Origin of the sequence: Microbacterium aurantiacum (genome assembly GCF_031625015.1) — a bacterium.
Classification (GTDB): Bacteria; Actinomycetota; Actinomycetes; order Actinomycetales; family Microbacteriaceae; genus Microbacterium; species Microbacterium aurantiacum.
This window is the reverse complement of sequence record NZ_JAHWXH010000001.1, coordinates 279,089-293,687: the sequence shown is the minus strand read 5'-3', so window position 1 is coordinate 293,687 and position 14,599 is coordinate 279,089. Positions and strand designations below refer to the sequence as shown.

General features: G+C 70.1%; 12 protein-coding genes. 2 read left to right on the top strand and 10 right to left on the bottom strand.

Going from position 1 to position 14,599, the window contains the following annotated elements:
* Positions 1-4: 4 nt before the first annotated feature.
* From KZC50_RS01295 to KZC50_RS01265, 7 genes are all read right to left on the bottom strand, one after another.
* Positions 5-1,699: a sugar transferase gene (locus KZC50_RS01295; protein ID WP_310890328.1), complete on the bottom strand. Its 1,695-nt coding sequence runs from the start codon at positions 1,697-1,699 to the stop codon at positions 5-7.
* On the bottom strand, positions 1,696-2,592 hold the full coding sequence (locus KZC50_RS01290; protein WP_310890327.1) for a hypothetical protein: 897 nt from the start codon (positions 2,590-2,592) through the stop codon (positions 1,696-1,698). The genes KZC50_RS01295 and KZC50_RS01290 overlap by 4 nt, the downstream gene beginning before the upstream one ends.
* A gap of 9 nt (positions 2,593-2,601) precedes the next feature.
* The gene (locus KZC50_RS01285; protein WP_310891510.1) at positions 2,602-4,152 is read right to left on the bottom strand and encodes a tyrosine-protein kinase domain-containing protein; all 1,551 of its coding nucleotides are present in this window, start codon (positions 4,150-4,152) and stop codon (positions 2,602-2,604) included.
* A 110-nt stretch (positions 4,153-4,262) separates the two neighbouring features.
* The gene (locus tag KZC50_RS01280) at positions 4,263-5,099 is read right to left on the bottom strand and encodes a DUF6671 family protein (RefSeq protein WP_310890326.1); all 837 of its coding nucleotides are present in this window, start codon (positions 5,097-5,099) and stop codon (positions 4,263-4,265) included.
* Positions 5,096-5,413, bottom strand: coding sequence for a P-II family nitrogen regulator (locus tag KZC50_RS01275; RefSeq protein WP_053548601.1), 318 nt, complete (start codon positions 5,411-5,413; stop codon positions 5,096-5,098). Before KZC50_RS01275 ends, KZC50_RS01280 begins: the two co-directional genes overlap by 4 nt.
* Positions 5,413-7,908, bottom strand: coding sequence for a DUF2309 domain-containing protein (locus KZC50_RS01270; protein WP_310890325.1), 2,496 nt, complete (start codon positions 7,906-7,908; stop codon positions 5,413-5,415). The genes KZC50_RS01275 and KZC50_RS01270 overlap by 1 nt, the downstream gene beginning before the upstream one ends.
* On the bottom strand, positions 7,905-9,428 hold the full coding sequence (locus tag KZC50_RS01265; RefSeq protein WP_310890324.1) for a proton-conducting transporter transmembrane domain-containing protein: 1,524 nt from the start codon (positions 9,426-9,428) through the stop codon (positions 7,905-7,907). Before KZC50_RS01265 ends, KZC50_RS01270 begins: the two co-directional genes overlap by 4 nt.
* A 106-nt stretch (positions 9,429-9,534) precedes the next feature.
* Here KZC50_RS01265 and KZC50_RS01260 point away from each other — a divergent pair, with 106 nt between their 5' ends.
* Both KZC50_RS01260 and KZC50_RS01255 read left to right on the top strand, forming a co-directional pair.
* Entirely contained in the window at positions 9,535-9,837 is a 303-nt protein-coding gene (locus KZC50_RS01260) for a helix-turn-helix transcriptional regulator (RefSeq protein ID WP_310890323.1), read from the top strand.
* Positions 9,838-9,980: 143 nt separating this feature from the next.
* A complete protein-coding gene (locus KZC50_RS01255; protein ID WP_310890322.1) occupies positions 9,981-11,009 on the top strand; it encodes a TerC family protein in 1,029 nt (342 codons plus the stop codon).
* Between the two features lie 77 nt (positions 11,010-11,086).
* On the opposite strand, the gene KZC50_RS01250 is transcribed toward KZC50_RS01255, so the two are convergent.
* The 3 genes from KZC50_RS01250 to KZC50_RS01240 all read right to left on the bottom strand — a co-directional run bounded on the left by KZC50_RS01250 (position 11,087) and on the right by KZC50_RS01240 (position 14,564).
* A complete protein-coding gene (locus tag KZC50_RS01250) occupies positions 11,087-12,190 on the bottom strand; it encodes a Fic family protein (protein WP_310890321.1) in 1,104 nt (367 codons plus the stop codon).
* A 176-nt stretch (positions 12,191-12,366) separates the two neighbouring features.
* Complete coding sequence (locus KZC50_RS01245; RefSeq protein ID WP_310890320.1) at positions 12,367-13,731, bottom strand: sensor domain-containing protein; 1,365 nt, start codon at positions 13,729-13,731, stop codon at positions 12,367-12,369.
* On the bottom strand, positions 13,728-14,564 hold the full coding sequence (locus KZC50_RS01240; protein ID WP_310890319.1) for an alpha/beta fold hydrolase: 837 nt from the start codon (positions 14,562-14,564) through the stop codon (positions 13,728-13,730). The genes KZC50_RS01245 and KZC50_RS01240 overlap by 4 nt, the downstream gene beginning before the upstream one ends.
* Positions 14,565-14,599: the final 35 nt, after the last annotated feature.

The window sequence follows — 14,599 nt, the reverse complement described above, 5'->3', positions numbered from 1 at the left end:
GCTTCTAATGTGCAGACTCACCTGGGGCGAGGGCGGCTTTCGCTGTCTTGGCCAGGATGGTCAGGTCCCCGACCATCGTCCAGTTCTCTACGTACGAAAGATCCAGTCGGACTGTGTCCTCCCACGACAGAGTCGACCGGCCGCTGACCTGCCAGAGGCCTGTGATGCCTGGCTTGACCAGGAAACGCCGGTGCACGTGTGATGCGTACTGCTCCACTTCTTTCGGAAGCGGAGGTCGGGGGCCGACAAGTGACATCGATCCTCCGAGGACGTTGAATAGCTGGGGCAACTCATCCAGGCTGTAGCGACGCATGATTCGGCCGATAGGCGTGACGCGCGGGTCGTTCTTCATCTTGAACATGACCTCGTTGCCCGAGTCGATACCCTGCTTTTCGCGCTCGCGCTGGAGTTTCTCAAGTAGCTCTTCGGCGTTCGTCACCATGGAGCGGAACTTCAGCATGGTGAATTCTTTGCCGCCGCGGCCGATGCGCGTCTGCCGGAACAGCACGGGGCCCTCGGACGAGAGTCGAATGCTGATCGCGAGGAAGGCGAGGAGGGGGCTCAGGAGAATCACACCGACCACCGTCGCGCAGCAGTCCAGCATCCGCTTCAGGAAGAGCTGGCCCTTGCTGAAACGAGGCGTCTCGACGTGAATGAGAGGGAGGCCGGCGACCGGTCGCGTGTGAAGACGCGGGCCCGCAATGTCGATGATGCTGGGCGCGAGGACGAGGTGCTGGCGCCCCGCCTGTAGGCCCCACGAGATCTGCTTGACCTTGTCCGGAGGCAGCTCGTCGGTGCTGGTCACGGCGACAGTGTCGGCGCCAGTCAGTTCCATTGCGCGATCGACCGCGTTGACGCTCCCCATCATGGGAATAGACGTCCCGGGGACGACGTCGCCCACAGTCCCGCTCGGCGTGCAGGCGCCTACGACGGTGTAGCCGGCGCGCGGAGCGCGCTGGAGTTCGCGCGCGACCTGGGTTACCGAATCGACGGATCCGACCAGGATCATTCTCGCGGAGTAGTTCCCGCGCATGCGCTGCGCGATGAGCCACTGGCGCCAGAGCCACCGGGTGAGCAGCAGCGCGACGATGCCGAGGGGAAGCGCGATCAGGAGGTAGCCCCGCGCCACGTCTACGCGGGCGAGGAACGCGATGATCGCGATCGCGCCGAAGAGCCGCAAGCTCGAATCGACAACGCGGACGTATTCCGCGTTGCCGGTTCCCACGGTGCGATGGCTTCGTGAATCGACGAGTGCCAGAACCCACATCCAGGCAAGAACTAGGCCACCCGAGAACAACCAGTAAGAGAACTCGGTGATGCGAGAGTCGGCGCGGATCGCCACTTCGACGTTGCCGAAGCCGAACCACAGCAGCTGCGACCCGTATACGGCCCACACGAGGACGAACAGGTCGCTGAACCAGAGGATACGGCTGTAGGTGCGGCGCCAACCGGCGGCGTCGCCGCGCGCGCTGAGAGGCGGTGCGGCGATGGCCGGTGCAGGAATCGAATCTTCGCTCGTGGTGCTCGAAGCGGACGTTGCTTCGGCGACGCGTGTGTCAGACGTCACCCGCACCTGCCTTTCTGGCTCCCAGCCTTCTTGCAGGTTACTACGCGCGCTGTTACCGCTCTGTTGCGTGACGACGTCGGTTACGCGACGTTCCCGACTGTTCACTTCCCCGATGCCCCCCGGCTCGCTCATGGCGCTGCAACCTCGCTCACGGTTTCGCCCGACCACGCTCGTACTGCCCCGCCGTCACGCGTGAGCGCCAGCGGCGCGGACGGATCGGCCTCGGGCAGGCAACCCACCAGCGCCGTGGTGTCGGCGACCTCGGTGATGGCGACGCCGGGGCACGCGGCATCCGTGTGCGCGACCAGGAGCGACGGGGGAGTGGCAGCGAGCGCGGTCGCCCCCGCGACCTCGACCGGCTGCCAGGCTCCGTCAGTCCAGCGGTGGGCGGTGCCGTCGCAGATCAGGGCGACGACGTCGCCGCTCGCGCGAAGGCCCGTGGGGTTCGCGCACGGGGCGTCGGTGGTCTGGCCGCCTCCGATGTGGACGACGGCGGGGTCGACCGGGTCGATGTAGCGGATCGCGGGGAGGACGTCGGGGTACGAGTCCCAGTAAGTGCCCTGCGTGTACGTGCGAAGCGCCTGCGTCTCGCACGCCTCACCCATCGCGCTGACCATCTCGGCCTCGGTGCCGGCGAGCGAGTCGAGGCTCGCGATCTGGCCGATGGCACGGTAGCGGGGGGTGACGTCGGTCCAGGTGGCACCGGCATCCGTCGAGCGTTCGATGAGCGGCTCGGTGGTGCCGCACGATCCGGCGGTCGCGCGCCACCACGCTCCGTCACCGATCGCGAAGAAGCGCTCCTCAGAGCGCGCGATCGCCTCGGCGGTCTGCGTCACCTCGGGTGTCGGCTCGGTCGTCTCGACGCCGAGGTCGAACGTCGGAGCAGGCTCCGCCGAGAGATCGGAGAGGTCGGGATTCGCATGCTGGTAGGCCGCGACCGCGAGTACGCCGACACCGACCGCGAGGACGCCGGTCAGCGCGATGGCAAGCCATCGCGCTGACGAGGGAGTAGCTGGGGAGCGCACGCCGTCGGGTCAGGAGCGTTCGGAACGCAGCGCCGGTGTCGGCGGTGCGGCATCCGTCATCTGCGGGGGAGTGTCGCCGAAGCCGAGCTGTGCGGCCATGGCGGGGTCGTTCTGCACCGGCGCGGCGGCGCGCTGGCCGCGGCGGGCCTGCTTCGGGCCCTTCGCGGGCTTCGGTGCCTTGGCCTTCTTCGCGGGCTCCTGCATGTAGCCATAGCCGTAGCCATACCCGTAGCCGTAGGCGTACGAGTCGGGACCGCGGGTGGGGACCATCGACATGACGATGCCGGCGACCTTCGCATCGACCGTCTCGAGGGCGTCGATCGCGCCGCCGAGCTGGTGGCGGGTCGGGCGGCCGGACGACACGACGAGGATCGCGCCGCTGGTCGCCTTAGCGAGGATCGCGGCATCCGTCACGGGAAGAAGCGGGGGAGCATCGCAGATGACGACGTCGAAGTCGCGCTCGAGAACCTCGAGCAGCGTGTGCATCTGGGGTGACCCGAGCAGCTCGCTCGGGTTCGGCGGGATTTTGCCGGCGGGGAGGACGAAGAGGCTCCGCTGACCCCACGGGAGCATGACGTCGCCCACGCGGGTGCGACCGATCAGCACGTCGGTGAGGCCCGCGCCGCCCTCGATGCCGAGGTACTCGGCGACCTTGGGCTTGCGGAGGTCGGTGTCGAGCAAGGCCACGCGCTTGCCGGCATCGGCCAGGGCGATGGCGAGGTTGATCGCGGTCGTCGACTTGCCTTCGCTCGGGAGGCTCGAGGTGACCACGAACGACGCGCGGCCGCCCATGTCGAGGAACTGCAGGTTCGTGCGCAGCGCGCGGAACGACTCGGCCCGTGGGCTGAGCGGGTCGGCGTGCACGATGAGCGGGCGTTCCTTGGCCTTCGGGTCGTACGCGATCGCGCCGATCATCGGCCGGTCGGTGACCAGCTCGACGTCGCGGGGCGAACGGACCTTGGTGTCGAGCACCGCGCGGAGCACGGCGACGCCGACGCCGAGGGCGAGGCCCACAAGGGCGCCGAGGGCGATGTTCAGGGGAACGTTCGGGCTCGAGGGGCTGAGCGGCGGGATCGCGTCTTTCACCCGCGTGAGGCGGACCGGGCTGGTGTCGGTGCCGTTCGGGGTCTCGATCGCCTCGACCGCGGAGGTGAGGCTCGCCGCCATCGCGTTGGCGATGTTCGCCGCGAGGATCGGGTCGGCGTTCTCGACCGTGATCGTAATCAGAGTGGTGTTCAGGGGGCTGGAAGCCGACACCATTCCGGCGAGGCCGCCAGCAGTGGTGCCGAGGCCGAGCTCGGCAATGACGGGGTTCATCACGAGCGGGGTCGACACCAGATTGGTATAGGTGGCGACGCGACCCTGCGTGAAGTTCGAACCTTGCTGCAACTCGCCAATTGAGGTGCCGGCCTGCGACGACACGAAGACGGTGCTCTGCGCCTCGTACATCGGGGTGCGGGTGAGCGAATAACCGGCTGCTGCGCCGACGCCGAGAACGGTCGCCAGGACGATGATCAGCCAGTTCTTGCGCAGGATGCGTATGTAATCCGTGAGCTCCATGCCCACCTCTCGTGTTGCGTCTGTGGTCACAGCCCCAGTCCGCACATCCTCTCACAGCTCATGTTTCGCTCAGGAGTCGCGCATATGGCGCCGGAGGAAACGCGCGAGCGTCAGGGGTTGCAGCCGTCGCACCACCGGGGCTCGGCGAGCGGTGGGGTGCGGGGCACGAGGTGGGTCGCGTCGCAGGAGGCGCAGCCGTGGACGTCGGCGATCGGGAGTTCTGTGGGCTCGCCGCAGCCCTGGCACGGGAGCCCGCGGCGCACGTCGGTGCGGCCGTACCCGGGCGCCGCGCACGCGGGGCAGGGGGTCGCGAGGCGCTCGGCCATCCGGACGCAGAGGCGGCGGATCACGTCGGAGCGTGCGGGGGAGCGGTGCGCGCGGTAGTCGGGAGTGATCGTGAGCGACGCGCCCTCGCGCGCGAGGCGGTCGACATGCTCGGCGAGCGCGGTGGGCGTCCGCAGGTCCTTCGCCACCTCCGTCCCCTGCGCGCGGTCGGCGTGCACCATGACGCCCTGCCGCGGGAAGCCCATCGTCTCCGCGAACGCGACGGCACGCTCGCCGGTCGTGACGTCGCGAGCGGGCGGGAGGTCGACCGGCCCGGTGAACACCTCGACGAGCTCGATCCGCCGCACGTCGTCGACGAACACCAGGAGCTCCTGGTGTCGGGTCAGCCATCCGAAGTCGGAACGGAAGCTCCCCTCGCTCGCGAGTGCGGCGCTCGCGTTGCTCCTGGCGAGCGCGAGCCGTGCCTTCGCGCGGGCGGTGTCGAGCGGGCTCCGCGTGCGCGGAACCTCGCCGGAGAAGCTGCCGAAGGCGTCGGTGTCGAGCCCGGCGGGCGCGAGGACCCGCGCGCCGAGCACGTCGTGGAACGCCTCGCGGGCCAGGCGCTCCTTGCCGTGCATGGTCGCGAAGGCGACGACCTCACCGAGGTACGGCGACGCCGTCACTGGAAGTACTCGGGCCTGCTCACGAAGGTCTCGGTGACGAACATCACCCCGCTCCGGGTGGTGAGAAGCTCCTTCGCCGCGCCGATGAGGTCGTCCGCGCGCTCGGGCGGGAGGACGGTGATCAACATCGTCAGGGTGTCGTAGTCGTTGAACAGCAGCGCCCCGGAGTGCGGGCCGTGGTGGCCGAGACCCGACACTCCGGACACCGCCGTGTACCCCGTCGCACCCGACGCGGTGATCAGCGAGCGGATGGGGGCGGCATCCTTTCCGGGCACGACGATCTCGACTTTGATCATCTTGGTGAGTCCGTGCATCACGGGGTCTCCGTTCTCGTGAGGGTGGGGGGCGCGGCGGGCGTCGGGGTGGGGGTCGTGGTGGGCGTCGGAGCCCAGCCGAGGGCGGTGTAGGTCCACCAGGGGTCGGCGGACGAGGAGCGCGCGGTGAGGCTGATCCACTCGTTGTCGAACAGGTCGCGGAGCACCTGGTTACCCGACACGATCGCCGATATCCGGTCGATCGGGGCCTGGACGATGACGCTCAGACGGAGGGGCTCGTGCAGCAGCTCGTCGCCCACGGCGACGGACTGGCGGGGGAGCCCGCGCTGCAGGTCGCCGCTGTGCCCGGCGAGCACACCGATGCCGCCGATGGCGTTGTGGATCGTCTTCGTGCCGGCACCCAGGATGTCGGGGTTCAGAGTCGAGAAGTAGTACTGGTGGTTGATCCACTGGGCCACCACGACCGGCGCGGTGAGGATTGTCTCGAGTCCCGCACCCTCCGGGTCGAGGGCGGCCTCGTACGAGTGCAGGAACACCCGCCGGCGCAGGTTCGCGCCGCGGGACATCTCGCGCGGGCCGATGATCATCGCCGCGTTCCCAGCGAGACCGAGCTCGGGATACACCTCCGCCCAGTCGTGGGCGCGCGCCCGGAGCTTCGCGAGCGAGTCCATCGGGTCGGCGCCGGGGAGATCGACGGCGCGCTCGCGGACGAGGCCGTCGGCCGCGGCATCCGCCCGGGCGGTGAATTGGGCGACGAGTGGCGCGTGCGAGTCGGGGATGAGGTGCGGGTCGAGGATCGTGACCCGATCGGCGACGGTGTCGTGGAGCGCCGCGACGAAGCGGGTGCCCGCGGGGATCTCGAGGCCCCGCGCGGCGAGGATCGCGCGCACGTCGGGGTCGTTGAAGATCTCGGCCGCCGCCCGGGCGTTCACCGCCCCGGGGTTGCCGCCGCATGCGCCGCAGTCGAGAGCCGCCTGGTACAGGTTGTTCGTGCTCACCGAGCCGTGTCCGGCGAGGACGACCAGCGGCGCGAACCGGCCGAGTCCCATCATCCGCAGCCCCGCCTCGGCGAGCGTCGCGCGCTCTTCGACGGAGAACGCCGACGCGATCGTGACGCGGGAGTCGACCGGTGGGGCGATGCGGTCCCGCCACCGGCGCGTGAGCGTGTGGTGCAGCGACGGAGCGAGGGTGCGGACGACCGACGACACCCCGAACAGGAACCCCGTCGCCTCCGCGAGCGCGAACGGTGTGGCCGTGGCGTTCTCGGTCACGTGCAGCGAGTGGGATGCGGCATCCAGCGCCCGGAGTCCGCGCGTGCGGGCGCGCGCCCGGTCGGGGTCCGCGGGAGCCTCGGTGACGGCGTGCTTCGGCTGGAGCAGCGCCGGGAGCGAGTCGATCGAGCCGCGGCCCTCGTAGGTCGCGAAGCGGATGGGGACGCCGAAGAACCCGGCGAACCCGAACGTCTCGACGCCGGCATCCGTCTCGAGGTGCCGCCGGAGTCCCTCCGACCGCGGGTCGATGCACAGCACCACCTGCGTGTGCGGGGCGGCGGGCGCGAGGGGGTGCGGGGTCAGCGACGCGAGGAGGTCGCGCCGGTAGTGCCCCTCGTACGCCGCCTGCCATGTGAACGGGTGGTCGTCGAGCGGATGCAGCGCGAGGAGCCGCGCGAGCGTCGCGACGTCGGCGGGTGTCGCCCCGGGGGCGAGCGTGTCGGCGAGGCGCACGGCGCGGGCGAGAACCTCGGCGCCGGGAGTCGGCGTGGGCTCGGTGGTGGCGGCGTCGGGGTCGGGCCGTTCGGTGGCCGGCGGGAGGTCGAGGAGGAGGCGGACGGTGAGCCGCACCGCGAGGTACTCGGTGAGGTCGATGTCGCCGTCGTGCTCGCCGCGCCACTTGAGGTATCCCGTCCACCCGGGGAGGGCGGCGAGCTCCGCCGTCAGCAGCGCGACGCGGTCGGCGTCGCGCGTGCCCCACGCGGTGAAGCATGCGGCGATCGCCGCCGAGGCCTGCTCGGGGGCATCCCGCAGCCGACGACGCGCGGGCCGCGACATCCGCGGGTCGTGGGTCGCGAGCGCGCGCCACGCGGCGTAGAAGCCCCGGTCGCGCTCGGGGAGCTGCCACTGCGGGTCGGGGTCGAGGAAGGCGGCAAGCCACGGGACGACGAGGTCGGCGACCGGGTCGGTCGGGGTCGCGGGCGCCGGCGTGGTAGGGACGTCGGCGTGGAGCATGTCCTCGATCAGGACGTCGTCGGGCGAAAGATGGGCGAGGGCGCCGGTGAACGGGGGCACCTCCCGCAGCTCTGCCCCGCGTGCCCGGAGGGCCAGGACGAGGCCGTCCCGCGTGATGCGTCCGGAGGCGAACGCGGCGCGGTACGACTCCGTGGGGAGGGTGAGGTGCGTGCCGGGCGCCGCGGCGTGATCGAACCGCGTCGCCTCGTAGGGCGCGAGCGGGTTCGTGGCGATGAACGAGGCGATGGGCCAACCGGCGACGGTGTCGCGGGCGGCCTGGGCCACCTGCGCGTGGATGAGCAGGGTCATCGTGCGACCTCCTTCGTGAGTGGCGGGGTGCGCGGGCGGGTCGCGCCGCCCGGGTCGGGGGTGGGGACGGTGGATGCGGCGAGGGCGCGGGCGTACACCGCGGAGGAGAGGGCCGGGGCGAACCGCGGTGAGCGACTCATCAGCTCGATGGCGATGAGGAGCACCGCGGGGATGACGAGCAGCCACGGCGACGGCGCCTGCGTCCCGGACGGGGTGGGGATCAGCTGCTCGAACCATCCGACGGCGGCGATGTACGACAGACCGAGGGCCGCCACGACCACGGCCGCCGCGGCGACGGTGCGCAGCGACATCCGTCGCCGGAGTCCCGCGGCGACCGCGACGATCGCGGTGCACGCGAGGAAGGCGAGCAGGGCGAGGCTCACCGGGGTCGTCGCGGGAGCGATCAGCGCCTTACCCGCCACCAGCACGCCGATCGTCAGCGCGGAGCCGATGAGGACGGCCGCGGTGGTGGTCTTCGCGGATGCGGGGGACGGGGCCGGCCACGCGCGCTTCTCGGCACCCGCGGCCACACCGGTGCCGGCGGAGAGGAACAGGGTCGACTTGTACAGACCGTGCGCGACGAGGTGGAACACCGCCGCGGCGAACGCGCCGAGCCCGACGGCCATCATCATGAAGCCCATCTGCCCCGCGGTGGAGTGGACCAGCCGCCCCTTCACGTCGGTCTTCACCAGCCGCACCACCGTGGCGTAGACGAGCGTCGCCGCGCCGGCGACGAAGACCACCGCCATCGCCACCGCCGCCGGGGCGACCAGAGGTGAGAAGCGGATGAGGAGGGTCGCGCCGGCGTTCACCACCCCGGCGTGCAGGAGAGCGGAGACGGGCGTCGGCGCCGACAGCGTCGCCGGCAGCCACCGGTGGAAGGGCATCTGCGCCGACCGACCGAGAGCGGCGACGACCACGAGGAGCGCGAGGATCACCGCGGTGGCGTCCGGAAGGGCGGCCGCGACGGTGGCGAGGTCGTCGAGGCGGGCGTCGCCTCCCGCGGCGATCACGAGCACGACGGCCGCGATCACGAGCGGGGCATCGGCGATCGCGAAGCTCCACGCCGCGCGCCGCACGCCCTGGCGCGCTTGCGGGAGTGAGCGGTAGGTGGCGAGCAGCAGCACGAGGGTGATACCCGCGGCGACCCAGGCGAGGGTGAAGACCACGACCGTCTGCGCCGTGACGAGCACCGCGGTGCTGCCGGTCAGCGCCCCGGCCCACACGGCGAACCACCGCTGCCGCAGGTCGCCCCGGAGGAAGCGCAGGGCATACGCCTGGATGAGGGCGCTCAGGCCCAGCACAAGGATCAGCATCACGTGGGCGAGCGCATCGGCCGGCCCCGCGGGGGAGGTGAGGCCGAGGGCGGCGGCGAGCCCGGCCGCGACGGCGGCGAGCGTTCCGACGCCGGCGGCCCACGCGGCGGCACGTGCCCCGAGGTCGGCCGGGCGAAGGGCGGCGGCCAGGATCGCGCCCACCCAGGGGGTGGCCAGCGCGACGACGATCAGCACCAGTTCCATCAGACGCCTTTCATGACCGGATACTCAAAACACGAAAAACATAGCAGGTTTCATTAGTCATGTTTTCACCATCCGGTCTCGGAGGGCGCGCGGGTAGTCTGAGCGGATGGCGCAGTGGACCTTCCTGACCAACCACGCGCACGTGCTGCTGTGCGTGGCGGCGAATCCGGAGATCCTCCTGAAAGACGTCGCCGCCCTCGTCGGGATCACCGAGCGGGCCGCGCTCCGCATCGTCGGCGAACTCGAGGCCGAGGGTTACCTCGCACGCGAGCGCATCGGCCGCCGCAACGTCTACCGCCTCAACCCGGACCGACCGCTCCGGCATCCGCTCGATAAGGGGCACCACATCGGCGAGCTCCTCGAGGCATTCGCCGGCAACCCCGCCGAGGATTCCGAGCATCCGGCTTGACACACGACACCGATGTCGTGTTATCTATCCCGCAGAAGGGGAGTAATCCTCGCTCCGCATCGTCATTACGGTCCCTCGGTGGGACCCGGTGCGCAGGGCCGAACGGCCGATGAGACCTTCGCAATCATGCGGAGGTCTTTGTCATGTCTGTTCCGTTGTGGGCGTGGTTCGCCGTCCTCGGAGTCATCCTCGCCATGCTGGTCGTCGACCTCGTCGCGCACCGCAAAGCCCACGTCATCGGCGTGCGGGAAGCGGCGATCTGGTCGGTCGTGTGGGTCACCCTCGGCGTCGCCTTCGGCGTGGTGATCTGGTCGATCTGGGGTGCCGAGTTCGGCCAGCAGTACTTCGCCGGCTACCTCATCGAGAAGTCGCTCGCAGTCGACAACGTCTTCGTCTGGGCGATCATCTTCGCCGCCTTCGCCGTGCCCCGTGAGTTCCAGCACCGGGTGCTCTTCCTCGGCGTCCTCGGCGCCCTCGTCTTCCGCGGCATCTTCATCGCCGCCGGCGCCGCGCTCATCGAGAACTTCTCCTGGGTGCTCTACGTCTTCGCCGCCTTCCTCATCTACACGGGGTGGCGGATGTTCCGCTCGCGGAACGAGCACGTCCACCCCGAGAAGTCGCGGGTGCTGAAGCTCTTCCGTCGGTTCTTGCCGATGACGGATGCCTACCACGGGCAGAAGTTCCTCATCCGCAAGGCTGGCGTGGTCGTGGCGACCCCGCTGCTGGCGGTCCTCGTGCTCGTCGAGATCACCGACATCGTCTTCGCGGTCGACTCCATCCCGGCGATCTTCGCCGTGACCTCCGAGCCGTTCCTCGTCTTCACCGCGAACGCGTTCGCGATCCTCGGACTCCGCGCGATGTACTTCCTCCTCGCCGACCTCATCCACCGGTTCGTGTACCTGAAGGTCGGTCTGTCGTTCGTGCTGATCTGGGTGGGCATCAAGATGCTGCTCCTGGACGTGCTCTACATCCCCACCACCGTCAGCCTCGCCGTCGTCGCGACGATCATCACGGTCTCGATCGTGGTGAGCCTCCGCGCCACCCGCGGACAGGGGCGACGCGCCATCGAGACGGAGGCGGCCGGTGCCTTCCGCATCGCCACCCCGGAGGAGGAGGCCGAGGCCGAGCCGGTGTTCCGCCGCCGCCCGGTCCGCGGGTCTACGCGGCGCTGACGGTGACGCGGTCCTTGCCGGCGCGCGTGCGGGAAGGACGGTGGTGGCTGCTCGAGGGAGCAGTCACCGCCGGCCTGTCACCGGGGCTGCATCGCGGCGGCGATGCGCGCGTCGAGATCGTCGAGCTCGGCCATGAGATCGACGGCCGCCCAAACGCGGTCCCGCTTGCGTCCGGTGATCTCCTGGACAACCCCCACTCCTTCCAGGCGATCGAGGGCGGAGTAGAGCCGAGGCGATACCGGGCCCGCGATGCGTTCGATCTCGGCGACGCCCATCACCGGGTTGTCGAAGAAAGCGGGAATCAGCCGGGCCGCCATCGATCCCCGCCGGGCATCGGCCTGCACCTCCCACCGCCCGGGGAGGCGTGCGATCCTCTGCATCGACACGCGCCCCTCCTCTGCCGCGACGACCGTCGAGCGGAGCATCAGCTCGATCAGTGGCCGCACGCTCCCGCGTCGGTAGCTCCCGAGCGCGTCGAAGTACTCGTCGCGTCGGGCGAGCAGGCCGCTGGCCACGGGCACCACCGTCCGCGCGGTGATGCCCCGTCGCCGGAGTATCGCACCGATCAGGGCGCGACCCGTTCGACCGTTGCCGTCCCCGAAGGGATGGATCGACTCGAACTGCGCGTGCGCGATCGTCGCCTGCGCGAGCGTCGGCAGATCGTCCCTGTTCGCGAACGCGAGCAGGTCGTCGAGCAGCGCGGGCACGCGCGCGTGATCGGGGGGGACGTAGAGCGCGGTGAGAGGGCTGTGGTCGCTGCCACCGATCCAGTTCTGGCTGTCTCGCAGCTTTCCCGCGTAGGGCCCTTCGCTCGGGTCATCCCGCATCAGCGCCTCGTGGGCGCGGAGGATGTCGTCGCGAGTGATTGCGCCGTGGGTGCCCGCTGCCGCGATCATCGACGAGAGGGCGGAGCTGGCGGCGACCATGCTGACCGCCGACGAATTCGACTTCTGGCCGGCCAGGGCGCGCGCGAAGTCCTCGACAGTCGCCGAGACGCGCTCGATCCGGGAGGAGGCGACCGACTCGCTGCGGATCATGAATCGCGCCATGGCTGCCGGCTGACTCGCGGCCTCGCCGTCCATGGCGCCGAGAGCCACGAGGGCGCGCTCGCTCAGTCGTGTGAGGTCGGCGGGGACGGTGTAGTCGAGCTCGGCGATGAACGGCGGAACGGAGGTTGTCACCTCGGTGAGGGTGCGGTCCTCGCGACTTCCTCCACGGCGCTCCTGGCGCCAGGGAACGACGTCATGACCGTGCGAGGGCCAATCATTCGTTTCGGCGCCGTAGCCCGTCATGTCGGCTCCATTGTTTCCCTTTACAGGATACAAGTGGAAATAGCGCGACAGATAGTTCTGGTTTGCTACGCGGCGCTGACGGTCACGCGGTCCTTGCCGGCCCGCTTCGCGTCGTACATCGCGGCATCCGCGCGGACGAGCAGTTGCGCTCCGGTCTCGGGCGCGTCGATGTCGGGGTCGAAGAGTGACAGGCCCACGCTGACGGATGCCGAGATGACACCGTTCGGCACCTCGATGGGCTTCCGGCAGACGGCGAGGATCCGCTCGGCGATCGCTTCGGCCGCGATCGCGTCGGTGCCCGGGCAGAGCGCGACGAACTCGTCGCCGCCGATGCGGCCCACCACGTCGCCGGCGCGGACACCCTCGCGCAGACGCGTGGCGAGCTCGATCAGGACCATGTCGCCGGTGGCGTGCCCGAACGAGTCGTTGATGCTCTTGAAATCGTCGATGTCGAGGAACAGCACCGCGAGCGGAACGCCCGCCGTCGTCGCAGTGACCAGGGCCTCGTCGAGCGTGAGCTGCAGCAGCTGGCGGTTCGCGACGCCGGTGAGCTGGTCGTGGAGGGCCAGCACCGCGAGGCGACGCTGCAGGCGCACGCGCTGCAGCGTCTGCGAAGCCTGACGCCCCAGCGCCTGCTGCAAGTCGAAGAAGTGCGCGTCGAAATCGGAGCGGGTGGCGAAGAAGCACACGAGCACGCCCAGGCGCTCGCCCTCCGCCGACAGCGGCATGACGCTGAGGCTCGACAGGTCCTCCTCGCGCAGCGCGCGGGCGACGTCGGGAAACAGCGCGTCATCGTCGTGGACGACGGTAACGAGGGTGGTCTCGCGGAGCTCCCGGACGGGCGCGACCTTGCCCTCGAGGGGGTTGGCGCCGGCGACCAGCGCCAGCTCGCCGGCGTCGTCGAGGAGGAACACCCCGGTCTCGCGGGCCGCGAACGCCTCGCGCGCGACGGCCGCGAAGGTCAGCGCGACGTCCTCGTCGGTGGCGCTCACCCCGAACGCCGTCGACACCTCCTGCAGGATCCGCACGCGCTGCGCGGACTCCTCGGCGATCCGGCGGGCGGTGACGAGCTCGCGCTCGTACTGCACGCGCCCGGTCGCGTTGAGGATCGCGAAACGGATCAGCGCGGCATCCTCGTCCCGGGCGGCGTTCACGAGCACGGGGAGGTCCGCGCCGGCCGTCGTGCGGATGGTCAGCGACACCTCATCCACCGCACCCTGGAGGTGCAGGAGCTGGCGGTGCCGGGTCTCGAAGAACATCTGCCCGCCGCGGTCGAGCAACAGGGTGAACGGCTGGCCGATCAGCTGGGTGCGCTCGTGCCCGGTCCACCGGAGCAGGGTCTCGTTGACGTCGACGATGGTTCCGTCGAGGTGGGTCGAGAGCAGGCCGCAGGGTGCCTGGTCGTACCACGCGGCATCCGTCGTGCTCATGTCATGAACTCCCGGATGCTGCGGACCACCTGGTCGGGGGCGGAGAGGACCGGCACGTGACCGGTCGTGTCCAGTTCAACGTACCGGCTCGCGGGGATCGATTCGTGGACATAGCGGCCGACGGCTGGCGGCGCGATGGCGTCTTGCCGAGTCTGCAGCACGAGGGTCGGGACCGACACACGATCGAGGTCATCGCGGTTGTCGGAGGTGAAGGTCACGCGCGCGAAGTGGGCGGCGATCTTCGGGTCGACGCGGCAGAAGCTGTCGGTGAGCCGGTCGCCGAGCGCCGGGCGGTCGGGCGTGCCCATGATCATCGGCGCGGTCTGCCGCGACCAGTCGAGGTGGTTCGCCTCGAGCGATTCCAGGAGCGCGGTGATGTCGTGCGGTTCGAACCCGCCCTGGTAGGAGTCGTCGTTGAGATAGCACGGTGAGGGGCTCACGAGGACGAGTCGGCGAAACCGCTCGGGCGCGCGGTTGGCGGCGAGAACGCCGATGATCGACCCGACGGAGTGGCCGACGAAGGTGACGTCGGTCACATCGAGGGCCTCGAGGATCTCGACGACGTCGGCGGCGTAGCCCTCGAGGGAGTTGTACTTCACCCGGTCGTACGCGTTCCAGTCGGAGCTGCCGGCGCCGACGTGGTCGAAGACGACGACCCGGTGGTCGGCCTCGAACTGCGGGGCGACGAGATTCCACGTCTCCTGGCTGCAGCCGAACCCGTGCGCGAACACGATGGTCGGGCCGGTCATGTCGCCGCTGACGGTGACATTGTTGCGGAGAAGGGGATCGCCGCTGGGCGCTGCGGAGGTGAAGTCGACTTCGGTGATGGTCATGACGATCGTCTCTCTACCCAACTCGGAGAGACGCA